General features: G+C 74.3%; 26 protein-coding genes. 16 read left to right on the top strand and 10 right to left on the bottom strand.

The features are described from left to right. Window positions 1-14: 14 nt before the first annotated feature. The 7 genes from ATJ88_RS09520 to ATJ88_RS09490 all read left to right on the top strand — a co-directional run bounded on the left by ATJ88_RS09520 (window position 15) and on the right by ATJ88_RS09490 (window position 5,110). Window positions 15-839 carry a DUF881 domain-containing protein gene (locus ATJ88_RS09520; protein ID WP_098463623.1) on the top strand — a complete coding sequence of 275 codons (825 nt, stop codon included), beginning with the start codon at window positions 15-17 and terminating at the stop codon, window positions 837-839. Continuing rightward, window positions 836-1,168, top strand: a complete 333-nt coding sequence (locus ATJ88_RS09515) for a small basic family protein (RefSeq protein WP_098463622.1) — start codon at window positions 836-838, stop codon at window positions 1,166-1,168. Before ATJ88_RS09520 ends, ATJ88_RS09515 begins: the two co-directional genes overlap by 4 nt. Continuing rightward, on the top strand, window positions 1,165-2,406 hold the full coding sequence (locus ATJ88_RS09510; RefSeq protein WP_245852297.1) for a DUF881 domain-containing protein: 1,242 nt from the start codon (window positions 1,165-1,167) through the stop codon (window positions 2,404-2,406). Before ATJ88_RS09515 ends, ATJ88_RS09510 begins: the two co-directional genes overlap by 4 nt. A gap of 100 nt (window positions 2,407-2,506) precedes the next feature. Continuing rightward, window positions 2,507-2,983 carry an FHA domain-containing protein gene (locus ATJ88_RS09505; protein ID WP_098463620.1) on the top strand — a complete coding sequence of 159 codons (477 nt, stop codon included), beginning with the start codon at window positions 2,507-2,509 and terminating at the stop codon, window positions 2,981-2,983. Beyond that, the gene (gene ftsR / locus ATJ88_RS09500) at window positions 2,980-3,723 is read left to right on the top strand and encodes a transcriptional regulator FtsR (protein ID WP_245852295.1); all 744 of its coding nucleotides are present in this window, start codon (window positions 2,980-2,982) and stop codon (window positions 3,721-3,723) included. Before ATJ88_RS09505 ends, ftsR begins: the two co-directional genes overlap by 4 nt. Window positions 3,724-3,830: 107 nt before the next feature. Further along, a complete protein-coding gene (locus ATJ88_RS09495; RefSeq protein ID WP_098465246.1) occupies window positions 3,831-4,337 on the top strand; it encodes a bifunctional nuclease family protein in 507 nt (168 codons plus the stop codon). Window positions 4,338-4,522: 185 nt separating this feature from the next. Continuing rightward, the gene (locus ATJ88_RS09490) at window positions 4,523-5,110 is read left to right on the top strand and encodes a MerR family transcriptional regulator (RefSeq protein WP_098463619.1); all 588 of its coding nucleotides are present in this window, start codon (window positions 4,523-4,525) and stop codon (window positions 5,108-5,110) included. Window positions 5,111-5,180: 70 nt separating this feature from the next. Here ATJ88_RS09490 and ATJ88_RS09485 read toward each other — a convergent pair whose 3' ends face one another. Further along, entirely contained in the window at window positions 5,181-6,461 is a 1,281-nt protein-coding gene (locus ATJ88_RS09485) for a phospholipase D-like domain-containing protein (protein ID WP_245852294.1), read from the bottom strand. Between the two features lie 4 nt (window positions 6,462-6,465). Then, entirely contained in the window at window positions 6,466-7,578 is a 1,113-nt protein-coding gene (locus ATJ88_RS09480; RefSeq protein ID WP_098463618.1) for a tyrosine-type recombinase/integrase, read from the bottom strand. Between the two features lie 1,262 nt (window positions 7,579-8,840). On the opposite strand from ATJ88_RS09480, the gene ATJ88_RS09475 reads away from it, so the two are divergent. The 3 genes from ATJ88_RS09475 to ATJ88_RS09465 are packed head-to-tail and all read left to right on the top strand — an operon-like array spanning window position 8,841 to window position 10,150. Continuing rightward, window positions 8,841-9,299, top strand: a complete 459-nt coding sequence (locus tag ATJ88_RS09475; RefSeq protein ID WP_098465244.1) for an SRPBCC domain-containing protein — start codon at window positions 8,841-8,843, stop codon at window positions 9,297-9,299. Then, complete coding sequence (locus ATJ88_RS09470; protein ID WP_098463617.1) at window positions 9,296-9,700, top strand: ArsR/SmtB family transcription factor; 405 nt, start codon at window positions 9,296-9,298, stop codon at window positions 9,698-9,700. Before ATJ88_RS09475 ends, ATJ88_RS09470 begins: the two co-directional genes overlap by 4 nt. Window positions 9,701-9,703: 3 nt before the next feature. Continuing rightward, window positions 9,704-10,150 carry an SRPBCC family protein gene (locus ATJ88_RS09465; RefSeq protein WP_098463616.1) on the top strand — a complete coding sequence of 149 codons (447 nt, stop codon included), beginning with the start codon at window positions 9,704-9,706 and terminating at the stop codon, window positions 10,148-10,150. Window positions 10,151-10,207: 57 nt separating this feature from the next. On the opposite strand, the gene ATJ88_RS09460 is transcribed toward ATJ88_RS09465, so the two are convergent. The 5 genes from ATJ88_RS09460 to ATJ88_RS09440 form a co-directional block, all read right to left on the bottom strand. Next, on the bottom strand, window positions 10,208-12,580 hold the full coding sequence (locus ATJ88_RS09460; protein WP_098463615.1) for an excinuclease ABC subunit UvrA: 2,373 nt from the start codon (window positions 12,578-12,580) through the stop codon (window positions 10,208-10,210). A 117-nt stretch (window positions 12,581-12,697) separates the two neighbouring features. Then, on the bottom strand, window positions 12,698-13,108 hold the full coding sequence (locus tag ATJ88_RS09455) for a VOC family protein (RefSeq protein ID WP_098465243.1): 411 nt from the start codon (window positions 13,106-13,108) through the stop codon (window positions 12,698-12,700). A 10-nt stretch (window positions 13,109-13,118) separates the two neighbouring features. Beyond that, window positions 13,119-13,562: a helix-turn-helix transcriptional regulator gene (locus tag ATJ88_RS09450; RefSeq protein ID WP_098463614.1), complete on the bottom strand. Its 444-nt coding sequence runs from the start codon at window positions 13,560-13,562 to the stop codon at window positions 13,119-13,121. Window positions 13,563-13,693: 131 nt separating this feature from the next. Beyond that, window positions 13,694-14,716 carry an alcohol dehydrogenase AdhP gene (adhP, locus tag ATJ88_RS09445; RefSeq protein ID WP_098463613.1) on the bottom strand — a complete coding sequence of 341 codons (1,023 nt, stop codon included), beginning with the start codon at window positions 14,714-14,716 and terminating at the stop codon, window positions 13,694-13,696. 167 nt (window positions 14,717-14,883) lie between these two features. Then, window positions 14,884-15,303: an META domain-containing protein gene (locus ATJ88_RS09440; protein WP_098463612.1), complete on the bottom strand. Its 420-nt coding sequence runs from the start codon at window positions 15,301-15,303 to the stop codon at window positions 14,884-14,886. Between the two features lie 112 nt (window positions 15,304-15,415). Here ATJ88_RS09440 and ATJ88_RS09435 point away from each other — a divergent pair, with 112 nt between their 5' ends. The 4 genes from ATJ88_RS09435 (at window position 15,416) to ATJ88_RS09420 (ending at window position 18,263) form a co-directional block, all read left to right on the top strand. Then, window positions 15,416-16,270 carry a phosphotransferase gene (locus ATJ88_RS09435; protein WP_098463611.1) on the top strand — a complete coding sequence of 285 codons (855 nt, stop codon included), beginning with the start codon at window positions 15,416-15,418 and terminating at the stop codon, window positions 16,268-16,270. A gap of 106 nt (window positions 16,271-16,376) precedes the next feature. Then, entirely contained in the window at window positions 16,377-17,189 is an 813-nt protein-coding gene (locus ATJ88_RS09430) for an alpha/beta fold hydrolase (RefSeq protein ID WP_098465242.1), read from the top strand. After that, the gene (locus ATJ88_RS09425; RefSeq protein WP_245852291.1) at window positions 17,186-17,668 is read left to right on the top strand and encodes a GNAT family N-acetyltransferase; all 483 of its coding nucleotides are present in this window, start codon (window positions 17,186-17,188) and stop codon (window positions 17,666-17,668) included. Before ATJ88_RS09430 ends, ATJ88_RS09425 begins: the two co-directional genes overlap by 4 nt. 64 nt (window positions 17,669-17,732) lie before the next feature. Then, a complete protein-coding gene (locus tag ATJ88_RS09420) occupies window positions 17,733-18,263 on the top strand; it encodes a DinB family protein (RefSeq protein WP_098463610.1) in 531 nt (176 codons plus the stop codon). Window positions 18,264-18,278: 15 nt separating this feature from the next. On the opposite strand, the gene ATJ88_RS09415 is transcribed toward ATJ88_RS09420, so the two are convergent. Beyond that, window positions 18,279-19,121 carry a DUF3626 domain-containing protein gene (locus tag ATJ88_RS09415; protein ID WP_098463609.1) on the bottom strand — a complete coding sequence of 281 codons (843 nt, stop codon included), beginning with the start codon at window positions 19,119-19,121 and terminating at the stop codon, window positions 18,279-18,281. Next, window positions 19,118-19,609, bottom strand: a complete 492-nt coding sequence (locus ATJ88_RS09410; protein ID WP_098465240.1) for an NUDIX hydrolase — start codon at window positions 19,607-19,609, stop codon at window positions 19,118-19,120. The genes ATJ88_RS09415 and ATJ88_RS09410 overlap by 4 nt, the downstream gene beginning before the upstream one ends. A gap of 94 nt (window positions 19,610-19,703) precedes the next feature. On the opposite strand from ATJ88_RS09410, the gene ATJ88_RS18560 reads away from it, so the two are divergent. Beyond that, window positions 19,704-21,155 carry a tyrosine-type recombinase/integrase gene (locus tag ATJ88_RS18560; RefSeq protein WP_211287492.1) on the top strand — a complete coding sequence of 484 codons (1,452 nt, stop codon included), beginning with the start codon at window positions 19,704-19,706 and terminating at the stop codon, window positions 21,153-21,155. Between the two features lie 463 nt (window positions 21,156-21,618). Next, window positions 21,619-22,737: a DNA-binding protein gene (locus ATJ88_RS09400; protein ID WP_098463608.1), complete on the top strand. Its 1,119-nt coding sequence runs from the start codon at window positions 21,619-21,621 to the stop codon at window positions 22,735-22,737. Between the two features lie 14 nt (window positions 22,738-22,751). Here the strand turns inward: ATJ88_RS09400 and ATJ88_RS09395 are convergent, their stop codons facing one another. Next, the gene (locus ATJ88_RS09395) at window positions 22,752-23,309 is read right to left on the bottom strand and encodes an Lrp/AsnC family transcriptional regulator (protein ID WP_098463607.1); all 558 of its coding nucleotides are present in this window, start codon (window positions 23,307-23,309) and stop codon (window positions 22,752-22,754) included. Between the last annotated feature and the right edge of the window lie 31 nt (window positions 23,310-23,340).

Here is a 23,340-nt window from a genome sequence, read left to right as displayed (position 1 = left end):
GGCCGGACGAGTCGATGACGCTGCTGGTCGAGGTGATGGAGAAGCCGCTCGACCCGGGGTACGCGGAGGCGGCGCAGCGGCGTGCGGCCGGCGGGGCGCCGGGACGCGGTGCGGGGACGGTGCTGCTGATCCTGGTGGCGGTGCTGCTCGGTCTGATGACGACGGCGGCGGCGATGCAGCTGCGAGCGCCGTCGGGTGCCGTGGAGGCGCGTGAGCTGCTGGAGCAGGAGATCGTGGACCGGCAGGCTCAGGTGGAGGCGTCGCGGGCGGCGTCGGCGGAGCTGTCGCGGGAGATCGCGGCGTTGCAGCAGCAGGTGCTGGCGGCGCGTGACCAGGGTCTGCTGGACGACCTGCGGCTGGACGGTGTGGTGACGGGTGCGGAGGCGGTGTCGGGTCCGGGTCTGGTGGTGACGGTGTCGGACGGTGACCGGTTGGACGAGAACGGGTCGGCGTCGAGCTCGCGGGTGCAGGCGGTGGACCTGCAGACGGTGGTCAACGCGTTGTGGGCGTCAGGTGCGGAGGCGATCAGCGTGGGTGGGGAGCGGTTGACGTCGTTGTCGGCGATCCGGCACGCGGGTGAGGCGATCATGGTGGACCTGGTGCCGTTGCCGGGTCCGGACTACGTGGTCGAGGCCGTGGGTGACCCGGAAGAGCTGCAGGCTGCGTACGCTCGGACGGGTGCGCCGGCGTACACGCAACTGTTGTCGTCGCAGTGGGGGATCAGGACCGGTGTGGACGTGGCGGACGAGCTGTCGTTGTCCAGCGGTGGTCAGCAGTCGTTGAGGTTTGCCGAGCCGGTGTCGGACGACGCCGGTGATTCCGAGGAGGAGAGTCCATGATCGCCGTCGTCGGCCTCGTGATCGGCGTGGTGGCCGGTCTGGTGCTGCAGCCGACCGTCCCGGTCGGGTTGCAGCCGTATCTCCCGATCGCGGTGGTCGCTGCGCTGGACGCGTTGTTCGGTGGTCTGCGGGCGCGGCTGGACGGGTTGTTCGACGACAAGGTGTTCGTCGTGTCGTTCCTGTCGAACGTGCTGGTGGCGGCGTTCATCGTGTTCCTGGGTGACCAGCTGGGTGTGGGTGCGCAGCTGTCGACGGCGGTGGTCGTGGTGCTGGGCATCCGGATCTTCTCCAACGCTGCCGCGATCCGTCGGCACCTGTTCAAGGCGTGAGCGTGCGGACGGGCGGGACGGGGATGCCGGAGGAGCCGTCGGGAGGGTCGCCGGTGCCGGACGACGGTGCGGCGGCGGTGGCGGGTGCCGACGTGGGTCACGGTGCGGCGGACGGCCGTGAACCGGGGACGCACGGACAGGGCGCGCCTGACCTGTCGGGCAGTCCCGAGGTGCCGAGCGCGTCGAGCGCTGCCGGTGACACCGCCGACTCGGCGGGGGAGGGCGCGTCCAGCGCTCGGGACGCGCGGAGCGCGGACTCTGCGCCGGGTGACGGTGAGGGTGTCGGGGCCGACCTCGTCGCCGAGGACGTCCGGCCCGAGGGCGAGGACGTGGCGTCCGGCGAGGCCGGGCCGGGTGCGACCGGTGTCGCCGGACCGGTCTGGGCCCCGCTGCCCGGTCCGGAGGTCGACGACGTGCCGGACGGCCCGGGATCCGCCGGTCCCGGCCCGGAGCGGGAGGAGCCGGGGACGGACGACCCGCCCGCGGGAGGGACCGCCGGGGAGGCGCAGGCGCCGCGTCGGACGGGCTGGGCCGCGCTGGGGGCCGCGCTGCGCCCCGAGCTGACGCGTTCCCAGGGGCTGGCGGCGCTGCTGTGCGGCCTGCTGGGGTTCGCCCTGGTGGTGCAGGTGCAGCAGTCGGCGCAGGACCCGCTGTCGTCGGCGCGGCAGGACGACCTGGTGCGGCTGCTGGACGAGGTGACGCAGCGTTCGGAGCGGCTGTCCGACGAGGTGGCGGACCTGACGCGGACCCGCGACGAGCTGGCGTCGGGCACGGGGCAGGCGCAGGCGGCGCTCGACCTGGCCGAGCAGCGGGCCGCGTCGGAGGGGATCCTGTCGGGCCGGCTGCCGGCCGTGGGGCCGGGCATCGAGATCGTGGTGCGGGACCCGCAGGGCGTCCTGGAGGCCGCGAAGCTCTTCAACGTGCTCGAGGAGCTGCGCAACGCGGGCGCGGAGGTCGTGGAGCTCAACGGGGTGCGTCTGGTCACCTCCACGTGGTTCCTCGACGGGGACGCCGGCGTGGTGGTGGACGGCGTGGCGCTGGACGCCCCGTACCGGTGGACCGTCATCGGTGACCCGGCGACGCTCAACCCGGCGCTCGAGATCCCCGGTGGCGCCCTGGCGACGCTGCGGACCGCGGGTGCGGAGGCGACGACGACGGAGCACGACGAGGTCGAGGTGACCGCGGTCCGCGAGCCCTCCGAGCCGCAGTACGCGACGCCGTCCGACCCGGATGAATGATGACGTCGTGGCACGTCCCGGCTTCACGACCGGCCCCGGGACGGGGTAGGTTGAAGCGACGACGGCGCACGTCGGACAGCACGATCCAGCAGGAGGACTGATGACGGACCCCCGCGCACTTCCGCCGCACGAGGCAGGCGTCGACACGACGGCTCACCTCGGCCGGATCGGGGCGCCCGCCGAGGAGCAGAACCCGCGCATCCCGTTGACCGCGGAGGAGGCGGCGGCCGTGGCGGCCCTCCCGCGGCACTCGGCACTCCTGGTGGTGCAGTACGGGTCGGGCGCGATCGGCGAACGCTTCCTCCTGGACTCCGAGCGGTCCGTCGCCGGGCGGAGCGAGCACGCGGACGTCTTCCTCGACGACGTGACGGTGTCGCGCAAGCACGCGGAGTTCGTCCGCGACGGCGACCGGTTCGTGGTGCGGGACATCGGGTCGCTCAACGGCACGTACCTCAACCGGCAGCGGATCGACGTCGCCCCTCTCACGACGGGCGACGAGGTGCAGATCGGCAAGTTCCGCATGTCGTTCCACGCCAGCCCGCAGGCGCCGCGGGGTTCCCAGGCGCCGGCCTCGTGACGACGGCGTCCGGGGCGTGGCACGCTCCGGATCCGGACGACGCCCCCGAGCCGTGGCCGCCGGGCATCTCCCGGCACGCGTCGATGCGCATCTCGGAGGTGCTGGCGCAGCTGCGCGGCGACTTCCCCGCGGTGTCGCACTCCAAGCTGCGGTTCCTCGAGGAGCAGGGCCTCATCACCCCGGTGCGGACCCCGGCCGGGTACCGGCAGTACAGCCCCGCGGACGTCGAGCGGCTGCGGTTCGTCCTGGCCGAGCAGCGTGACTCGTACCTGCCGCTGAAGGTCATCAAGGAGCACCTGGCCGCGATGGACGCCGGCGAGCCCGCCCCGGCGCCGGCACCGCGGGTCGCCGCGCAGGCGGGCTCGGCGGCCGGGGGTCGGCGCCGCTGGACCGTGCCGCTGGTCGCCGAGGCGACCGACACCACCGACGAGTTCGTGCAGCACCTCGTCGACTCCGGCGTGCTCCGGGAGACGTCCGGCGTCCTCGACCCGTCGGCGCCCGACGTGGTGCGGCTGACGGTGCGGCTCGCCGCCCACGGCATCGAACCGCGCCACCTGCGCCCCCTGCGGTCCTCCGCGGAACGGCACGTCGGCCTCGTCGACCAGGTCGTGGCGCCCTACCGCAGCCAGCAGACCGAGCAGGGCCGCGCGCAGGCGCAGGAGATCGCCGACGAGCTCGGCGACCTGCTCGCCCGCCTGCACACCACGTGGGTCCGCCAGGGCACCACCGACCTCACGTAGACCACGCTCCACCAACCCCGGGCCCGCCGCCCGGGGGCGCCCGGCGGGCCGCGGCACATCGTCGTACCGTGGATCGGGTGGAGAGCGACGGCGGGTCCCAGGCCCCGATGGTCCCGGTCGAGGTGCTCGGTGTCAGGCAGCAGCAGGACCAGGAGATCGTGGTCGTCCTGCTCGACGCCGCGGCCGAGCTCGCCGTGCCCATCGTCATCGGCGCCCGGGAGGCGTCGGCCATCGCGATGGCGCAGGCCGGGGTGACCACGCCCCGTCCCATGACCCACGACCTGCTGCGCGACCTCCTCGGCGCCGTCGGGGTCGACCTCGACCGTGTCGAGATCGTGGCGCTGGACGGCGGGATCTTCTTCGCCGAGCTCGTGCTGTCCACCGGGGTGCGCCTCGACTCGCGCGCCTCGGACGCCATCGCCCTGGCCGTGCGGACGGGAAGCCCCGTCCTCTGCTCGGCGGAGGTCGTGGCGTCGGCCGGGGTGGAGGTCGTCGACCTCGCCCAGCAGCGCGAGGTGGAGAAGTTCCGCGACTTCCTCGACCACGTCCAGCCCGAGGACTTCACGACCGGCGGGGGACCGGTGGAACCCAGCCCCGACGACACGCCACCTTGACCCTCAGGTGGAACTTCAAGGTTTGGCGGTACCGTGGGGACCGCACCCTCCACCTCAGGGTCAGGGCTTGCGGCTCCGGTCACGCTTCAGCAACAGCGTCCCGACACGCCGGGCCCGCAGGACGCGACATCGTTGACGGCCCCACGGCACCGTCCTAGCGTGGAAGCGACATCTCGGGAGGCACAGTGGACAGCAGGAGTGAGGCCAGCGCGCAGCTCGGCGCACCCTCGATCGGCGCACAGGGACTGCTGTTCGGGGAGGACCTCACGGAGCAGGACCCGGGCACCGGCTACCGCGGGACCACCGCGTGCCGCGTCGCCGGCATCACCTACCGCCAGCTCGACTACTGGGCGCGCACCGGGCTCGTCGAGCCCTCGATCCGACCCGCGACCGGCTCCGGCACCCATCGCCTCTACAGCTTCCGCGACGTCCTCGTGCTCAAGATCGTCAAGCGCCTCCTCGACACCGGGGTCTCGCTGCAGCAGATCCGCACCGCGGTCACCCACCTGCGCGAACGCGGCGTCGACGACCTCGCGCAGATCACGCTCATGAGCGACGGGGCGTCGGTGTACGAGTGCACGTCGCCCGACGAGGTCGTCGACCTCGTCCAGGGCGGGCAGGGCGTCTTCGGCATCGCCGTGGGCCGCGTGTGGCGCGAGATCGAGGGCACCCTGTCGCAGATGCCCACCGAGACGCTCGACGACGGCGAGGACGAGCTGTTCCACCCGGACGACGAGCTCGCCGCCCGCCGCCGCGCCCGCGACGCCGTCTGACCCCGACCGACCGCACGTCGCCGGCCCCGGACGTCCGGCGCTCCCGCGGGCCGCGAGCGCCGGACCGGCCTCAGAGCAGCGGTTCGAGCGGCTCCAGGATCTTCTCCGCGATCTTGTTGAGCGGGGACCGGCCGGCCCACTCCTCGTAGGTCAGCTCGCGGGAGTTGGACTCGTCCATGCGGAACACGTCCTCGAGCTTCCCCGCGACGCCCTCGTCGACGATCTCGAGGTTGATCTCGTAGTTCCCCGTGAGGCTGAGCCGGTCGATGTTGGCGGTGCCGACGGTGGACCAGCGGCCGTCGATCGTGGCGGTCTTCGCGTGCACCATGGCGCCCTGGTAGAGCATGATCCGCACGCCGCCGCGCAGGAGCTTGGTGTAGCGGCCGCGGGCCAGCCAGTCCGCGAGGCCGTGGTTGGAGCGCTCCGGGACGAGGACCCGCACGTCGACGCCGCGCGCGGCGGCGGCGAGGAGGGCGTCGAGGATGTCCCGGTCGGGGATGAAGTAGGCCTGGGTGATGTAGATGTGGTGGGTGGCGCGGTCGATCGCGTCGAGGTAGATGCCGCGGATGGGGAAGACGAGCTCGCTGGGGGCGTTGCGGGCGGCACGCAGCTGCGGCTGCCAGTGCTCGGCGCCGCGGTCGCGCAGCACGGGGTGCTTGGCGCCGCGCCAGCGGTTCCAGAAGTCGACGAACGCGTTGCGCAGCTCCCACGCGGCGGGGCCGCGCAGGCGCAGGTGCGTGTCGCGCCACTTCGTGGCGTACAGCTCGCCGATGTTGTAGCCGCCGACGAACGCGACCTCGTCGTCCACGACGAGGATCTTGCGGTGGTCGCGGCCCGAGTGGCGCACGTTGAGGGTGAGGAGGCCGGCGCGCAGGGCGGGGAAGCGCAGCACGTGCACCTGCGGCGGGAAGACGTAGAACGACGGCGGCACCACGAGGTTCGCGAACCCGTCGAAGATGACGTAGACCTGCACGCCGCGGCGGGCGGCGTCGGACACCGCTTCCTTGAAGCGTGCTCCGGTGGGGTCGCCCTTCCAGATGTACGTCTCGAGGAAGACGGTGTGCTTGGCCTCGCCGATGGCCTCGAGCATCGCCTCGTAGAGGTCGGCGCCGTAGGTGTAGACGGTGGCGGTCGTGTCCTCGATCTGGGTGTCCGACGGGGGTGCCGTGGGGAACCGGGCGTCGAGGGGGTAGCGCTGGCCACGGATCTTGTCGATGGCCATGACGGTCGCGCCGGCGGTCAGGGGGATGGCTGCCGCCAGCAGCGCGGTGCGTGACACGATCTTGCGCACGCGCTGCCAGTCGATGTCGACGTGGATCGGGACGAGGGGCGAGCGAGGGGCGTCGGGCACAGGGTCACCGTAGCGAGCCGTCCGCCGTGGCGCCCGGTGGGAGCGGTTCCGGAGCAGGTGAGGTTGCTCCCAGGGACTGCGCCAGGGGGTGCGTGCGGATCGCGGCGGCCAGCTCGCCGTCGATGCGGTCGAGGTAGACGCCGGTGGTCGCGATCGAGGCGTGGCCGAGGAGCTCGGCGACGACCTTGACGTCCCAGCCGTCCGCGACGAGCAAAGTCGCGGTGGTGTGGCGCAGGGCGTGCGGGGTGGCGGGGCGCCGGTACGGCTCGGGCATGCGTGCCACGGCGCGGGTGAGGAGGTCCCGGACGGCCTGGGCCTCGAGGCGGCGGCCGCGCCAGGACAGCAGGAGGGCGCGCTGCGCGTCGTCGTCGTCGGGGCGGCGCGCAGCGAGGCGGGGTCGGAGCGTGGTGAGGTAGTCCTCGAGGAGGGCTGCCAGGGGCGTGCTGAGCGCGACGGTGCGGGGCGTGCCGCCCTTGCCGACGATCCGCCACACCGTGCCCTCGGGCTCGCGGACGAGGTCGACGACGTCGGCGCGCACCAGCTCGGAGACGCGGGGCCCCAGGACCACCAGGAGCGCCACGACGAGGCGGTCGCGCAGCCCGAGGGCGTGGTCGGAGCGGGTGCGGACCGTGGGGGTCGGTGCCGCGGCCGGGGTGTCGACGCTGGCCAGCAGCGCCTGTGCGGCGGACGCGGACAGGGCGGTGCGTTCGGTGCGGAGCCGTTCGCGGACCTTCGCCGGTGGTGCGGCCCACTGCATGGGGTCCGCCTGGACCCAGCACTGCCGTACCGCGTGGCCGAAGAACCGCGTGACGGACTGGCGGAAGCGGTTCACGGTGGCGGTGGAGCGCCCCGGACCGCGCTTGCGGCGCGGGTCGCTGTAGCGGCCGTCGGCGCGGGCCTGGTAGCGCACGAGGGCGTCGTCGACGTCGTCGCCGGTCACGTCGTCCAGGACGCGGTCGCCGCCGAGGAGCCCGACGAGCTCGGTCACGTCGCGGACGTACGACCGTTCGGTCGCGGGGGACAGGACCCCGCGGACGGTCTCCACCCGGACGGAGGTGAGGTAGCGGTCGGCCGCCTGCGCGACCGACAGCAGCTCGAGCCGGGGTGGTGCGACCACGGGTGGTGGTTCCTCTCGACGGTTGACCTGCGACGACGTCCCGATCGTAGGGGGAGGCCCTGACAAGGCGGGCCCGGCATCGCCGGCGGGCTGGTGACCGACCCGGTCGGGCGGGCGCGCGGACCGGAGTGCGCGCGGTAACGACCGTCGGGGGCAGGGGCGCCGGGGGAGGAGCGGCGGGTGCGCGTGGCACCGGACCGGCGGCGCGGACGCCCTGGGGTGGAGCGGGCGCGGACAGCGGGTCAACTTGGGAGGGCGTGACCGCCGGGCCCTCGGGAGGGCGTGGAAGGGTGCCCGATGAGCGAGGAGGGTGAGGTCGGCGGGTGGCGCGCGAGGGCTGCCGGACCTCGTCCGAAACCGCTGTGTTGTGCTATACACAATGGTTTGACTGTTCTGTCCGTTTCACTCTACGCCCGTCGAGCCGGGGTGTGCCAGACCGCAGGCTGTCCCTGTCGGGCCGCAGTCGGCGCGACAAGGCCCGCCGGTCGCCCTCCGCCGTCCTGACACCGGTCGTCCGTCACGCCCTCGCCGTCCTGGGTGGTCTCGGCCGGAAGGGGAGGGCCCGACCGGGAGGGTGGCCCACGGGCAGGTCCGGCGCTGCAGGGCCGCGCATGCCGCGCGTGCGTCGTCGGCAATGGCGCAGAACCGCGCCGACAGCGTCGCGCGCACGCACACCGCCCGGACGCCGTGAGCAGATGGCGCATCGATCCACGAGCGACGCGTCGTGCGCCCGGTGTCGTGGCGACAGCTCGCCGCGCGTCAGCGGCGGCGTGCGCCGGAGCCCACGACGACGCAGCGGTGCCGTCCCGGCGGGCGACGGTGTCCCTGCGAGGTGCGGCGCAGCGCACCGGTGCCGGTCGACGTCCGTGCCGCAGGTCGGGGCGTCCGCGGGGAGCGGCGCTGGAGCCCTTCTTCCGGCGTAATGACATAATGCGCATTATCGGCACGCCAGATGGTCGCCAGAAGTGGCCGTTCCGGCGCGCCCCGGACGTCTCCGTCGGTCGGTGCACGTCCCAGCGCTCACGTCACCGCATGCGTTGCTGCCTACCTCGCCTTCGTGCGGCGCGTCCGGCGTGGCGTCGCTCGTCACCCGGCCGGGTCCAGGGCGCGGCCGCCCGCGCCAACAGCGCCACGGCGCCGCCGTCCTCGCCTCGTGCCCGTCTGCAGCCGTCGACGAACATGTTCTGCAACCGATGGTTGCGCTCCCCTGGATCCAGGTCTACCGTGTTGTGCAACCTGTAGTTGCGAGAAGGGTGGGCGTCATGGAGATGGGCACGATCGAGAGACAGCTCTACGTCGAGGCGACACCCGAGGTGGTGTTCGCCGTCGTCAGCGAGCCCGAGCACGTGCGCCGCTGGTGGCCCGACGAGGCCGACTACCCCGTCGAACCCGGCGGCACGGGCACCATCGGATTCGCCACGGACGACGCCACGATCACCCAGCGGTTCACGGTTCTCGAGGTCGACCCGCCGCGCCGGTTCGCCTTCCGCTGGACCCACGACGACGGCGAGCAGGCCGCGCGCGGCAACTCGTTCCTCGTCGTGTTCGAGCTCGAGCCGCAGGGCACCGGGACGCGGCTGTCCATGACGGAGACCGGGTTCCGGGAGCGCGGCTGGGCGGAGGCCCAGGTCGTCGCGGCCTACGAGGACCACGTGGCGGGCTGGGACCACTTCCTGCCCCTGCTCCCCCGCTACGCCGAGCAGCTGGAGGTGAGCGCATGAGCACGACGGTCGACGACGAGCTGTGGTCGGCCCTCGGCGACCCGACCCGGCGCCGGATGCTGGACGTCCTGGTGGGTCAGGGCGCGAGCACGGCCACCAGCCTGGCCGGCGTGCTCCCGGTGACGCGGCAGGCGGTGGCGAAGCACCTGCTGGTGCTGGAGCGCGCCGGTCTGGTGCACGCGGTCACGGTGGGTCGTCAGAAGCAGTTCCGCCTCGACGAGGCGCAGCTGCGCCGTGCCATGGCGCAGCTCGCGGACGTCGGGGCGGCATGGGACGCGCGGCTGTCGCGCGTCCGGCGGATCGCGGAGGCGATCCAGCAGGACCTGGACGGGTCGCAGGAGCAGGACCGCTCCCCCGCGCCGGGTCCGCAGGAGAGCACGGACGAGCCTCAGGAGGGCTGAGCGATGGTCGACATCCTGCACCGCATCGGTGTGAAGGGGTCCGCGAGCGCCGAGGTGTTCGAGGCGTTGACGACGGTGGAGGGTCTGGCCCGGTGGTGGACCGAGGACGTGTCGGGTGGCACGGGGGTCGGGGAGGTGGTGGCGTTCCGGTTCGGGTCGTTGGGTGGTTTCGACATGCGGGTGCTGGTGAGCGAGCCGGGTCGGCGGGTGGTGTGGGAGGTGGTGGACGGTCCGCCGGAGTGGGTGGGGACGCACGTGTCGTGGGACGTGCGGGAGGAGGCGGGGTGGACGGTGGTGCTGTTCGCGCACACGGGGTGGGCGGAGCCGGTGGAGTTCATGCATCACTGCTCGACGAAGTGGGCGACGTTCCTGATGAGTCTGAAGGGGGTGGTGGAGCAGGGGGTGGGTGCGCCGGCGCCGCGGGACGTGGCGATCAGCGACTGGCACTGAGCGGGTGCGCGACGGGCCCGGCACCGTGGTGGTGCCGGGCCCGTGGTGCGGGGGTGGTCAGGCGCTCACGTAGTCGGCGAGGTGCTCCCCTGTCAGCGTGGACCGGGCGGCCACGAGCTGGGCGGGGGTGCCTTCGAAGACGATGGTGCCGCCGTCGTGCCCGGCGCCGGGGCCGAGGTCGAGGATGTGGTCGGCGTGGGCCATGACGGCCTGGTGGTGCTCGATGACGATGACGGTCTTGCCGGCGTCGACGAGGGTGTCGAGGAGCCGTAGGAGGTGGGCGACGTCGGCGAGGTGGAGGCCGGTGGTGGGTTCGTCGAGGACGTAGGTGCCGCCCTTCTCCCCCATGTGCATGGCGAGCTTGAGGCGTTGGCGTTCGCCGCCGGAGAGGGTGTTGAGGGGTTGGCCGAGGCGGATGTAGCCGAGTCCGACGTCGCGCAGGTGGCCGAGCAGGGTGCGGACGGCGGGGATCTTGGCGTCGCCGGTGGAGAAGAAGTCGTGGGCCTGGGTGACGGAGAGGTCGAGGACGTCGGCGATGTTCTTGCCGGCGAGGGTGTAGTCGAGGACGGCGGCCTGGAACCGCTTGCCGCCGCAGTCCTCGCAGGGGGTCTCGACGGTCTCCATGAAGCCGAGCTCGGTGTAGATGCGGCCGTTGCCCTTGCAGGTGGGGCAGGCGCCCTCGGAGTTGGCGCTGAAGAGGGCGGGCTTGACGTCGTTGGCCTTGGCGAAGGCCTTGCGGATGGGTTCGAGGAGGCCGGTGTAGGTGGCGGGGTTGGAGCGGCGGGAGCCCTTGATGGCGCCCTGGTCGACGACGACGACGTCGTCGCGTCCGGCGAGGTTGCCGTGGACGAGGGAGCTCTTGCCGGACCCGGCGACGCCGGTGACGACGGTGAGGACGCCGGTGGGGAGGTCGACGTCGATGCCGCGGAGGTTGTTCTGGCGGGCGTCGCGGATCTCGATCGTGCCGGTGGGTGTGCGGACGGTGTCCTTGAGGTGGGCGCGGTCGTCGAGGTGGCGGCCGGTGAGGGTGTCGGAGGCGCGCAGGCCGTCGACGGTGCCTTCGTAGCAGATGGTGCCGCCGTCGGTGCCGGCGCCGGGGCCGAGGTCGACGACGTGGTCGGCGATGGCGATGGTCTCGGGCTTGTGCTCGACGACGAGGACGGTGTTGCCCTTGTCGCGCAGGTCGAGCAGGAGGGTGTTCATGCGGGCGATGTCGTGGGGGTGCAGGCCGATGGTGGGTTCGTCGAAGACGTAGGTGACGTCGGTGAGGGCGGAGCCGAGGTGGCGGATCATCTTGACGCGTTGCGCCTCTCCCCCGGACAGGGTGCCGGACGGCCGGTCGAGGGAGAGGTAGCCGAGGCCGATCTCGGTGAAGGAGTCGAAGAGGTCGGCGAGCGCCCGGACGAGGGGGGCGACGCCGGGGTCGTCGATGCTGCGGACCCAGTCGGCGGCGTCGGTGATCTGCATCCGGCAGACCTCGGCGATGTTGCGCCCGGCCACCTTGGCGGAGCGGGCGGAGTCGTTGAGGCGGGTGCCGTCGCAGGCGGGGCAGGGGGCGAAGACGGCGGCGGCCTCGACGAAGCGGCGCAGGTGGGGCTGGAGGGAGTCGGGGTCCTTGGAGAACAGGGACTCGCGGAGCTTGGGGATGAGGCCCTGGTAGGTCATGTTCATGCCGAGGGCCTTGACCTTGCCCTTGTCGCGGTGGAGCAGGTCGTGGCGTTCGGTGTCGGTGTAGTCCTTGATGGGCTTGTCGCCGTCGACGAACCCGGACTCGGAGAAGCCGCGCACCATCCAGCCGTCGGCCTTGTAGCCGGGTACGAGGATGGCGCCGTCGTTGAGGGACCTGGTCTCGTCGATGATGACGGACAGGTCGAGGTCGGAGACGGTGCCGCGGCCTTCGCACTCGGGGCACATGCCGCCGAGGTAGACCTGTTCGCGGACGATCTTCTTCTCGGTGCCTCCCCCGGCCTTCTCGGTGCTCATGACGCCGCTGGCCTTGGCGGTGAGGATGTTGAAGGAGAAGGCGGGGGGCGGGCCGACGTAGGGGTCGCCGATGCGGCTGTAGAGGTGGCGCAGCATGGCGTTGGCGTCGGTGACGGTGCCGACGGTGGAGCGGACGTTGGCGCCGAGGCGTTCCTGGTCGACGAGGATGGCGGTGGTGATGCCGGACAGGGAGTCGACGTCGGGGCGGGGCAGGGACGGCATGAAGCCCTGCAGGAACGTCGGGTAGGTCTCGTCGATGAGGCGGCGGGACTCGGCGGCGATGGTGGCGAACACGAGCGAGCTCTTGCCGGAGCCGGAGACGCCGGTGAAGACGGTGAGGCGTCGCTTGGGCAGGTCGACGGTGACGTCGCGCAGGTTGTTCTCGCGGGCGCCGGCGACGCGGATGGTGTCGTGGGTGTCGGCGGGGTGCTCGGCGGGTGCGGCCATGGGTGGGGGCTCCTTCGTCGGAGGGCGTCGACCGGTCGGGTCCAGGCTAGTGGCGGGGGCCGACGTCCGGCGGGAGTCGGCGGGTGGGTGGTCGCGCGGGTGCGCCGGACGGGGTGGTCAGGCCACCTGGTCGATGCGGACCATGTTGCCGGCGGGGTCGCGGAACGCGCAGTCGCGCACGCCCCACGGCTGGTCGGTCGGCTCGGAGACGACCTCGACGTCGGAGCCCTGGAGGCGGGCGAAGGTGCCGTCGAGGTCCTTCGTGGCGAGGATGATCGACTGGTAGACGCCCTTGGCCATGAGCTCGACGACGGTGCGGCGTTCGTCGTCGCTCACGCCGGGGTCGGCGACGGGCGGGGTGAGGACGAGGCGGACGCCCGGCTGGGTCGGCGCGACGAACGTGAGCCAGCGCATGTCGCCCTGGCCGACGTCCTGGGTGAGCTCGAAGCCCAGCAGGTCGCGGTAGAAGCGCAGGGACGCCTCGGGGTCGGTGTGGGGCAGGAACGTGGTGTGCAGGGTGAGGTCCATGCCGTCCACGCTAGGGCTGGGCCCGTGGCGGCGCTTCTCGATTCCTGACCGGTCGGGTGACCTGCTTGGTGACGCAGGAGGGCAGCTCGTGGGCGGCGGCGGCGGCGGCGCGGCGCCGGTACTCCCCCGGCGGCATGCCGACCAGCTCGGTGAACCGGGTGGTGAACGTGCCCAGCGAGCTGGACCCCACGGCGAAGCACACCTCGGTGACGGACAGGTCGCCGCGGCGCAGCAGCGCCATCGCCCGCTCGACGCGGCGGGTCATGAGGTAGCTGTACGGCGACTCGCCGTACGCGGCGCGGAACTGCCGGCTGAGGTGCCCGGCCGACATCCCGGCGTCGGCGGCGAGCGCGGTGACGTCCAGGGGCTGGGCGTGGTCGCGGTCGATGCGGTCGCGGACGCGGCGCAGGACGGCGAGGTCGCGCAGCCGCTGGTCGGCGGCGGTGCGGGTCATGGGTCGATGCTGCCACGCCGGGGCGTACGGGGTCGTCGGGGACGTCGAACGGCCGGACCTGCGGGTGCAGGTCCGGCCGTCGGTGCGCTCCCGGTGAGGGGAAGGGAGGTGGGAGCGCGGTGCACGCCTGGTCAGGCGTGCATGTCCATGACGATGCGGCCGTCGATCTTGCCGTCCAGCATCTCGTCGAAGATGGCGTTGATGTCCGCCAGGGGGCGGACGGTGTAGGTGGGGTCGATGAGGCCGCGGGCGAAGAAGTCGAGGGCCTCGGCCATGTCCTTGCGGGTGCCGACGATGGAGCCTCGCACGGTCAGCCCGAACAGGACGGTGGAGAAGATGTCGAGGCCGAACTGCTCCGGGGGCAGGCCCACGAGGGAGACGGTGCCGCCGCGGCGCAGTCCGCCGACGGCCTGCGGGAACGCCTTGCCGTTGACGGCGGTCACGAGGCCGCCGTGGGCGCCACCGCCGGTGACCTCCTGGATCGTGGCGACGACGTCGGTCTCGGTGAGGGCGTTGACGGTCGCCTCGGCGCCGTGCTTGCGGGCCAGGGCGAGCTTGTCGTCGGAGACGTCGACGGCGACGACGCGCATGCCCATGGCGCGGGCGTACTGCACGGCGATGTGGCCGAGTCCGCCGATGCCGGAGATGAGGACCCACTGGCCGGGCTTGACCTCGGACTCCTTGAGGCCCTTGTACACGGTGACGCCGGCGCACAGGATCGGCGCGGCGGCGGCGAGGTCGACGCCGGCGGGCACGATCGGGGCGTAGGTGGCGTCGACGAGCATGTACTGGCCGAAGGAGCCGTCGACGGAGTAGCCGCCGTTCTGCTGGTTCGGGCAGAGGGTCTCGCGGCCGGTCTCGCAGAACTCGCACTCGCCGCAGGCGCTCCACAGCCAGGCGTTGCCGACGGTGTCGCCGACCTTCATCCGGGTGACGCCGTCACCGACGGCGACGACCTCGCCGACGCCCTCGTGGCCGGGGATGAAGGGCGGGGTCGGCTTGACGGGCCAGTCGCCGTGCGCGGCGTGGAGGTCGGTGTGGCAGACGCCGGAGTACAGGACCTTGACGAGGGCCTGGCCCGGGCCGGGGGTGGGGAGGTCGACGTCGGTGACGGCGAGGGGGGCGCGGAACTCGGTGACGACGGCTGCCTTCATGGCCATGGTGACCTCCTGGGGTCGGACCTTGCGGTGTGGCGTGGCGGGGTCCGGCCGTCGTGCGGCGGGCCCCGTCCTGACGTTGCCTCCACTCTAACGGCTATGGTCTGACCACACCACCGTCGACGGTGTGATCCTCCCCCGCCCGAGAGGTCACACCTGCCCGCTCAGGACTCCTCGGCGGCCTCCTCGACGAGGGTCACGGTGACGTCCTCACCGCCGAGGGTCAGCACGCCGTCCTGCAGGTCCAGGGTCGGCGACGCGGCGAGCAGGGCCGCGAACCAGTCGTCCTGCGCCATCAGCTCGTCCGTGCACGCCATCCGCGTCGAGGTGAGTCCGCCCGTCAGGCGCAGCACCCCGTCGTCCCACGTGGCAGGCGCCGACATGCTGTTGCAGCCCGGCTGCGCGCCGACGGCGTCCTCGCGGAACGCGAGCACCACGCGCGATCCGTCGACCAGCCGCTCCCCCGTGGCGTCGAGCGCCACGAACGTGCGACCGGACAGGTCCGGCGCAGGGCTGCAGGCCGCGAGCGCCGCCGTGGCGGTCAGGGTGAGGGAGGTCAGGGTGAGGGCGTGTCGGGGGGTCACGCGGTCAGGCTAGTGGCCGCCCCTGGGGGCGAGCGGGGAGGCGGCGGGGCGCGCGCCCGCGCGGCGTGGTGGGCTTCGCCGGGGACCTCCCGGGGACCGGTACCCTGCGGCGATGACCTCCCTGGCGGGCCTGGACGATGCGCAGCGTGCCCTGGTCGCGCGCTGGTTCGGCGAGGTGGAGGTCGTGGCGGACGCCTCGTGGGGGTTGACGTCGACGCGGGTGCTGCGCCTGGCGCGCCCGGACGGGCCGGACGTCGCGCTCAAGGCGGCGGGGCCGCGGGACCATCACCTGGCGCGGGAGATCGCGGCGCACGAGCAGTGGCTCGCTCCCCTGGCGCCGGCGGGGCGGTGGCCGCGGCTGCTGCACGCGGACCGGGAGCGGCGGCTGCTGGCCACGGTGTGGCTGGACGGGCGGCTGGTCGAGGGCGACCGGGCGGAGCGGACGCCGGACACGTACCGGCAGGCGGGTCGGCTGCTGGCGGAGCTGCACGGCCTGGGGTCGCGGGTCGACGGGGACTGGGAGTCGGCGGAGGACGCCCGTGCGCTGGCGTGGCTGGACGGTCCGCACCGGATCGCCGGGGACGTGGTGGCGCGGCTGCGGGCCGTGCTGCGCTCCCACGAGCATCCTCCGGTGCGGGTGGTGCCCACCCACGGGGACTTCCAGCCGCGCAACTGGGTGGTCGACGACCGGACGGTGCGGGTCATCGATCTCGGCAGGGCGCAGTGGCGGCCCGCGCGCACGGACCTCGCGCGTCTCGCCCGGCAGCAGCTCGCGGCGCCGGGTGCGCTGCGCGACGCGTTCGTCGAGGGGTACGGCGCGCCCTGGCCCGACGGGTCGGCGTGGCGGCGGGTGCTGCTGCGCGAGGCGATCGGGACGGCCGCGTGGGCGCACCTCGTCGGGGACACGGAGTTCGAGGCGCAGGGGCACCGCATGATCGCGGCGGCGCTCGCCGACGCGGGTCGCTGACCGGGCACGAGAGCGGGTCCGCGGACCGGGCCCGGTTCCCGGCCGCGCCGCGTCCGCCCTGGTGGGGCCGGGCGGGCACCGCCGTGGCCCGCACTACGATGCGGTGGTGATCCTCGCCCACGACCTGGCCGGTGCCGGCCCCGACGTCGTCCTGCTGCACGCCGGGGTCGGTGACCGCCGCCTCTGGGATCGGGTGGTGCCCGCCCTCGCCGCGTCCCGGCGGGTGCTGAGCCCCGACCTGCGCGGCTTCGGCGCCTCGCCGCTGCCGCACGAGCCGTACGCGGACGCCGACGACGTCGCCGCCGTCATGGACCACGTGGGCATGACGTCCGCGGTGGTGGTGGGCAACAGTCACGGCGGCCGGGTCGCGCTGGAGCTGGCCACCCTGCACCCGGAGCGTGTGGCTGCCCTGGTGCTGCTGTCCCCCGCCCTGCGCGGGTTCGACGCCGGCGACGAACGCCTCGCACGGTTCGGTGCCCGGGAGGACGCCCTGCTCACGGGCGGTGACGTGGCGGGCGCGGTGACGCTGAACGTCGACACGTGGCTCGGACCCGCCGCGGACGCCGCCGCGCGCACGACGCTCACGACCCTGCAGCGTCGCGCGTTCGACGTGCAGCTCGCCGCCGAGGCCGACGCCGCCGCCCGCGGCGTGGAGCCCGGCAGCGCCCGCCGCGTCGAGGTGCGGCCCGAGGCCCTGGACGTGCCCACGACCGTCGTGGCCGGCCGGCACGACCTGCCGCACTTCCGGGCCGTGGCCGACCACCTCGTCGCCACGATCCCCGGCGCCCGGTCCCGCCGCCTCGCCTGGGCCGGGCACCTGCCCTGCCTCGAGGACCCCGCGGCCGCCGCCACGCTCCTGGACGAGCTCGTCGGCGACGCAACATTCGCGACACATCCGCGTCGGACGATGACGTCGTGAACGTCTCCCTGGACTCCCCCCTGCGCGACGACGTCCAGCTGCTCCTCGACGAGCACCTGGCCGAGATGCGGGCCACCTCTCCCCCCGAGTCCGTGCACGCCCTGGAGGCGTCGGCGCTCGCGGTGCCGTCGGTCCGGTTCGTCACGGCGCGCGACGACGACGGCGCCCTGCTGGGCTGCGGGGCGCTGCGCGAGATCGAGGCGGGCCCGGGCGGGCACGGCGAGCTGAAGTCGATGCGGACCCTGCGCGCGGCGCGCGGGCAGGGCGTCGCGTCGGCGGTGCTGGACCGGCTCCTCGACCTCGCCCAGGAGCGCGGGTACGTGCGCGTCAGCCTGGAGACGGGCGCCGAACCGTTCTTCGCGCCGGCACGCGCCCTGTACGCGCGGCGCGGGTTCGTCGAGTGCGGACCGTTCGCGCACTACGGCCCGGACCCGAACAGCGTGTTCATGACGATGACCCTGGTGGCCGCGCCCCTGTGACCCGCCCGGCGGCCGCCACCCCGACCAGGGGACGTGCGGGCGCCGCCGGCGCTACCGTCGGACGATGACGACCGTCACCGATCCGCAGGACCGCGCGAGCTACGCCCGCGACGCCGGTGAGAAGGACCTCTACGTCGGCTACCTCGCCTGGGCGCGGGACACGCTGCGGTGGAAGTGCTCCGGCCTCGACGCCGAACAGCTCGCCCGGCGGCACGCACCCAGCGACCTGTCCCTCGGCGGGCTGCTCAAGCACCTCACCGTCGTCGAGGCGGGCTGGGTCAACCTCACGTTCGCCGGCGGTGTGGAGCGCCCGTCGTGGTTCGCGCAGTGGGACCCCGACGGGGACGAGGGCTGGACGTTCACGACCGCGGCCGCGGACGACCCCGCCGACCTGTTCGCCTGGCTCGACGAGACCCAGCGGATCACCGAACGCATCGTCGCGGGCGCCGACCTCGACGACCTCGCGGTGAACCCGGACGAGGACGGGCCCGTCCCGCTGCGCTGGATCCTGCTGCACCTCGTCCAGGAGTACGCCCGCCACCTCGGCCACGCCGACCTCCTGCGCGAGGCCGTCGACGGGTCCACCGGCGTCTGAACGGCGCCCGCCGCCTCACCCGGCGCGGTGCGGGGCGGCCCGCCCGAAGCGGGCCAGCAGGTGCCACACCTGCTTGAGGGCCCGGGCGTCGACGTCGTCCCGGGCCCGCCACGACCCCATGCGGGCGGGTGTGAGGAGGCCCTGCCCGGCGATCCGTGCGGCGAGACGCACCGGTTCCCGTCCTCGATAGGCCGGGTCGAGCGAGGCGACCGACGTCCGGTACCCCGCATGCCACCGCACCGCCACACCGGCTCCCGCCGCGACGTCCGCGAGCGCCGTTCCACGGTAGGACGGGTCGAGCACGATCGCCTGGACGTCCTCGGCGAGGCGGACGCCGCCGTGCACGTGCGCCTCGACGTACCGGTCGAGAGGATCCGCGGGCGGGGCGGCGGCCAGCGCGGCGGGCAGGTCGCAGCGGTCGACCGTGCCGAACCGGTGCGGGTCGTGGGCGCTGTCGGGGAAGCAGAACGTGGTCCGTGCCAGGACGTGGGGTTGCAGCCGCAGGTGGCAGGACCCGAAGCGGGGCGCGGCGCCGTAGGGGTCGTCGTGGAGGGCCAGCGCGCCGTAGCGGGGACGCTCGCCGGACGGGGCGGTGTCGTAGGCGCGACCGAACAGGCGGCTCTCCCACGCCCAGCGGTCACCGCCGCGGTGGGCGGTCAGGCCGCCGTTGCTCGTCCCGGTCTCGAACTGGCTGCGGTAGACGCCGTCCGCGACGATCGCCTCGAGCACGGTCCGCTCCGGTGCGGCCGGCGCGTCGGGGTGGAAGTGCACCACGACGCGCGCCTCCGGCGGCAGCGGCGGACCGGCGGCGAGGGTGCGCACGTGCGCGACCGCCGACTGCCAGGGCGGGGCCGTCATGACGTGACGGCAAGCCGCGACGGTGCGGCCAGGAGCGGCCACCAGTGCCGGTCGGCCAACGGTGAGGCGGCGTCGGTGGGCAGCCACGTGCCGGGCAGGTGCGGGGTGCCGGTCGCCTGCCAGACGGTGAAGTGGCACACGGGGGCGGGCCACGGATAGTTCCCTGACGCGGCGCCTGGCAGGAGGACCTCGTTGCGGACGTACCCCACCATGGTCGGCACGACGTCGCGGCCGAGGACGGCGCGCGCCAGCCCGAGTGCCGCGGTGCGGCCGTCGTCGTGGTCGGGGACGACGCAGGTCGGCAGGTCGAGGCGTCCGGTGCCGCCGTCGCGGGGCACGCAGAACACGTCGTCGCCGCTGCGCAGCAGCAGCCGCACCAGGCCGGTGGGGGCGGGTGGCGCGCCGTCCGGGTCGAGGACGACGTCGGCGCGCCCGCCGGGCGGGAGCCAGGGGGCGTCGGGTCGGCTGGTCACGACGGTGGCGGGCACCGGTCCACGGTAGCGGGCCGGTGCCCGCGCCGCGTCCACGGGGGGTGTCTTGCTGCTGGTCAGCGCGTCGTGGGCGACCGGTAGGGTCCGCCTCATGGCGTACACCGAGAAGCGGACCGCGCGCGACGGGTCGACCGCTCACGTGGGGCGGTTCCGGGTGGACGGGCGGCTGCGCAGCACGCGCGCGTTCCGGTCGCGGCGTGACGCGCTCGCGGAGGCGCGGCGGGCCGAGGAGGCGGGAAAGCGCGGCGAGTGGGTGGACCCCCGGTCGGGCACCGCGACGGTGGGCGACTGGTTCGTCGCGTGGCAGGCGGGCCGCGTGGACCGGGCGCCGCGCACGCTTGAGGCCGAGCGGGAGCGGTTCGCGTCCCTGGTGGCGCCGACGTTCGGCGACACCCCGCTGCGGCAGGTCGCGCACGACGACGTGGCGCGGTGGGCGGCGACGATGACGGCGCCCCGCACGGGGCAGGTCGCGTCCCCGGCGCGGCGCCGCGACGCGGTGCGCCTCCTGGTGGCGCTCCTCGACGGCGCGGTGGACGCGCGGCGCCTGACGTCGAACCCGGCGCGCACGCCCTCGGGGCGGGTGCCGTCGCTGCCCCGCGCCCCCAAGACGAAGCCGCACCGGTACCTGTCGCACGAGCAGCTGCGGCGGGTCGCGGACGCCGCCGGGACGCCGCAGGCCCGCACCCTGGTGCTCCTGGCGGGCCTGACGGGGCTGCGCTGGGGCGAGGTGTCGGCGCTGCGCGGCGGCGACGTGGACCTGCTGCGCCGGCGCGTCACCGTGGAGCGCGCGTACACCCGCCTCGACGACGGCACCGTCCTGCTCGGCGACACCAAGACGCACGCCCGCCGCGAGGTGCCGCTGCCCGGCGTGCTCGCCGGTGACGTCGAGGCGCTGCTGGCCGGCGGACCGGACCTGCTGTTCACCGGGCGGTCCGGGGCGCCGCTGCGTCGGGAGAGCTTCGACCGGCACGCGTTCCGACCCGCGGTCCGTGCGGCGGGCGGCGCGGTGTCCACCCTGCAGGAGCTCCTCGGCGTGCCCGTCAGCGGCCTGTTCGACGCGGGCACCCTCGTCGCGGTGCGCGAGGTGCAGCGCCGGGCGGGCCTGCGGGTCGACGGCGTCGTGGGTGCCGCCACCTGGCAGGCGCTCGTCGAGGCCGACCGGGCGGCGCGCGACCACCTGGACCGGGCGCAGCGCATCTCGCGCACCCGGGCGCTCGCGGCCGTGGCGCGCGTGACCCTGGCGCCCGGCGCGGAGGACTTCGCCACCTTGACCCTGCACGACCTGCGGCACACGGCCGCGTCCCTGGCGATCGCGGGCGGCGCCACCGTCAAGGCCGTGCAGCGGCTACTCGGGCACGAGTCCCCCGTGCTGACGCTGCGCACCTACGCCGGTCTGTTCGAGGACGACCTCGACCGGCTGGGCGAGGCGATGTCCGCGCAGTTCGCGGCGCACGACGCGACAACCGATGCACACCATGTGCTCACCGAGGCGACCGCGAACCCGGCCGGGGTGTCCCCGCTGCGTGCCGTCGCAGCCCTCTGACCTGCACAAACGGGGTTCGCCACGATGCTCAACGCGCCTTTGCGCACCCGCTTTGGAAAAGCGGGTGTCGGCAGACAAAAGGGAGGAATCGCCGTAGGATCGCCCTACTCCGCCTACTACTCCGCTCCGACGGCTCTCCGACAGGGCAGGGGGACGCCGCCGAGCTGTCCCAGACGTCTCCTGCGCGCCGTCGCCGGAGGACGTCCACCCCGGCCCGGCGTCACCGCACCGCCCTCGTTCACGCCCGATCGCCCCCTTGACCGCACGCCCGACCACCCCGAGGTGACCCCCATGCCCGTCGAGCCGACCACCCCGAGGTGACCCCCATGCCCGTCGAGCCGACCACCCCGAGGTGACCCCCATGCCCGTCGAGCCGACCACCCCGAGGTGACCCCATGCCCGTCGAGCCGACCACCCCGAGGTGACCCCATGCCCGTCGAGCCGACCACCCCGAGGTGACCCCATGCCCGTCGAGCCGACCACCGCCCCGCCGACCCGGCCGGACGAGTCCACCGGACCCGCCCCCGCGGACGCTCCCGGCCGGCCGCCCGTCGCGACGCTCCCCGATCCCCGGGAGCGTGCGGGCCACGACGCAGGTCCGCCCGCCGGCGAGCAGGTCGCCGCGGCCGACCAGGCGACACGAGCCGCCGGCGCGGTGACGACCCTGTCGGCCGGGCCGCGCGAACGGGTCTTCGCCGCGGCCGACGCCCTCGCCGCCGAGGGCGGTCAGGTGACCGTCGCCACGGTGCGCGACCGGGCGGGCTGCTCCAACGCGCTGGCCACCGAGCACCTGCGCACCTGGCGTGCCGAGCGGGCCGCCGCCACGGCCGACGCCGCCCGCACCCCGCCGGTGCCGGCAGCGCTCACCCAGGTGGTCGAGCGGGGCGTCGGTGTGCTGTGGCGCGAGGCCGTCGTCCGGGCGCACGACACGCACGAGGAGGACCTGGCCCGCGCCCGGGTCGACGTGGAGGCGGCCCGCACGGACACCCTGCTCCTCGCGGCCGACCTCGACGACGTCCGCGAGCAGCTCGCCACGGCGCGGGCCGAGGCCGGGCTCGCCGACGCCCGCGCCGACGACCTGGCCGCGCGGCTCGCCGGCGAGACCACCGCGCGCCGCACCGCCGACGGCGCCGCGGTGCGGTCCGCCGCCACCGCCGACGAGCTGCGTGCCATCCTCGCCGCCCGGGACGGCGAGGTCGACGACCTGCGGCGCCGCCTGGCCGTCGCCGACGAGGCACGCGCGGCCGCCGAGCGCGACCACGTCCGTGCCGACGAGCAGGTCGGCGCGGAACGCCGCGCCGCCGACGACCTGCGCTCCCGCCTCGACGACGCCCGCGCCGAGGTGGCGCGTGCCCGTCAGGACGCCGCCGTCGCCGAGGGGGACGCGCAGTCCGCCCGCGTGGACGCCGCCCGCCTCGACGGCGAGGTCCAGGCGCTGCGCGACGCGTTGCGCGAGGCCCGCGAGCAGGCGGTCGAGGCGGAGCGGGACCGGGCCGTGCAGGCCGCCGCCCGCGCCCAGGCCGAGGGCGAGGCCGCGGGCCTGCGCGCGGTGCTGTCCGCGCGCGAGCACCGGGACGCCTGACCCGGCGGGTCAGCTCAGGCCCAGGCGCCCCGCGCGTGCTGGAACACGAGGTTGGTCTCCGTGAGCGCGACCCCGGGGTTCGCCGACAGGTTCGTGATGACGAACTCGTTGAGACCGTCGGTGTCGGGCGCGGCCACGTGCACGAAGAAGTCGTGCGCACCGCCGAGGAGGAACACGTCGAGCACGCCGGGCAGCGCCACGAGCTCGCGCGCGAACTGCTGCAGGTGCGCGCGTGCCGCACCGTGCATCCGCACCGCGACGATCGCCTGCAGGGGCCGCCCGGCGCGGGCCGGGTCGACGTCCACGTGGAAGCCGCGGATCACGCCCTCGTCACGCAGCCGGCGCACCCGCGCCAGGCACGTCGACGGCGCCACCCCCACCCGCGCGGCCAGCGCGTTGTTCGCCAGGCGGGCGTCGTCCGCGAGCGCCGCGAGGATGCGGTGGTCGACGTCGTCGAGGCGCACGGAGCGTTCGGGGCGGCGCTCGAGGCCGGAGTGGCCGGCGAGCCGGTTCCGCAGATCGTGCGCCGGGGTGCCCGCCACGGTCGGGCGTCTCGAAGATTCTGACACCATGACGTCAATCTACCGAAGGATTGACCGATCG

The organism is Isoptericola jiangsuensis (assembly GCF_002563715.1).
GTDB lineage: Bacteria > Actinomycetota > Actinomycetes > Actinomycetales > Cellulomonadaceae > Isoptericola > Isoptericola jiangsuensis.
This window is presented reverse-complemented; position numbering and strand designations above follow the sequence as displayed.

Bases quoted from the DNA above. Each gene is read 5' to 3' on its own strand.
- ATJ88_RS09400 (WP_098463608.1), top strand. From the start codon at position 21,619: ATGCCCGTCGAGCCGACCACCGCCCCGCCGACCCGGCCGGACGAGTCC.
- ATJ88_RS09520 (WP_098463623.1), top strand. From the start codon at position 15: ATGACGCTGCTGGTCGAGGTGATGGAGAAGCCGCTCGACCCGGGGTAC.
- ATJ88_RS09415 (WP_098463609.1), bottom strand. From the start codon at position 19,121: ATGACGGCCCCGCCCTGGCAGTCGGCGGTCGCGCACGTGCGCACCCTC.
- ATJ88_RS09455 (WP_098465243.1), bottom strand. From the start codon at position 13,108: ATGGACCTCACCCTGCACACCACGTTCCTGCCCCACACCGACCCCGAG.
- ATJ88_RS09450 (WP_098463614.1), bottom strand. From the start codon at position 13,562: ATGACCCGCACCGCCGCCGACCAGCGGCTGCGCGACCTCGCCGTCCTG.
- ATJ88_RS09515 (WP_098463622.1), top strand. From the start codon at position 836: ATGATCGCCGTCGTCGGCCTCGTGATCGGCGTGGTGGCCGGTCTGGTG.
- ATJ88_RS09420 (WP_098463610.1), top strand. From the start codon at position 17,733: ATGACGACCGTCACCGATCCGCAGGACCGCGCGAGCTACGCCCGCGAC.
- ATJ88_RS18560 (WP_211287492.1), top strand. From the start codon at position 19,704: ATGGCGTACACCGAGAAGCGGACCGCGCGCGACGGGTCGACCGCTCAC.
- ATJ88_RS09505 (WP_098463620.1), top strand. From the start codon at position 2,507: ATGACGGACCCCCGCGCACTTCCGCCGCACGAGGCAGGCGTCGACACG.
- adhP (WP_098463613.1), bottom strand. From the start codon at position 14,716: ATGAAGGCAGCCGTCGTCACCGAGTTCCGCGCCCCCCTCGCCGTCACC.
- ATJ88_RS09475 (WP_098465244.1), top strand. From the start codon at position 8,841: ATGGAGATGGGCACGATCGAGAGACAGCTCTACGTCGAGGCGACACCC.
- ATJ88_RS09470 (WP_098463617.1), top strand. From the start codon at position 9,296: ATGAGCACGACGGTCGACGACGAGCTGTGGTCGGCCCTCGGCGACCCG.
- ATJ88_RS09395 (WP_098463607.1), bottom strand. From the start codon at position 23,309: ATGGTGTCAGAATCTTCGAGACGCCCGACCGTGGCGGGCACCCCGGCG.
- ATJ88_RS09460 (WP_098463615.1), bottom strand. From the start codon at position 12,580: ATGGCCGCACCCGCCGAGCACCCCGCCGACACCCACGACACCATCCGC.
- ATJ88_RS09435 (WP_098463611.1), top strand. From the start codon at position 15,416: ATGACCTCCCTGGCGGGCCTGGACGATGCGCAGCGTGCCCTGGTCGCG.
- ATJ88_RS09495 (WP_098465246.1), top strand. From the start codon at position 3,831: ATGGTCCCGGTCGAGGTGCTCGGTGTCAGGCAGCAGCAGGACCAGGAG.
- ATJ88_RS09465 (WP_098463616.1), top strand. From the start codon at position 9,704: ATGGTCGACATCCTGCACCGCATCGGTGTGAAGGGGTCCGCGAGCGCC.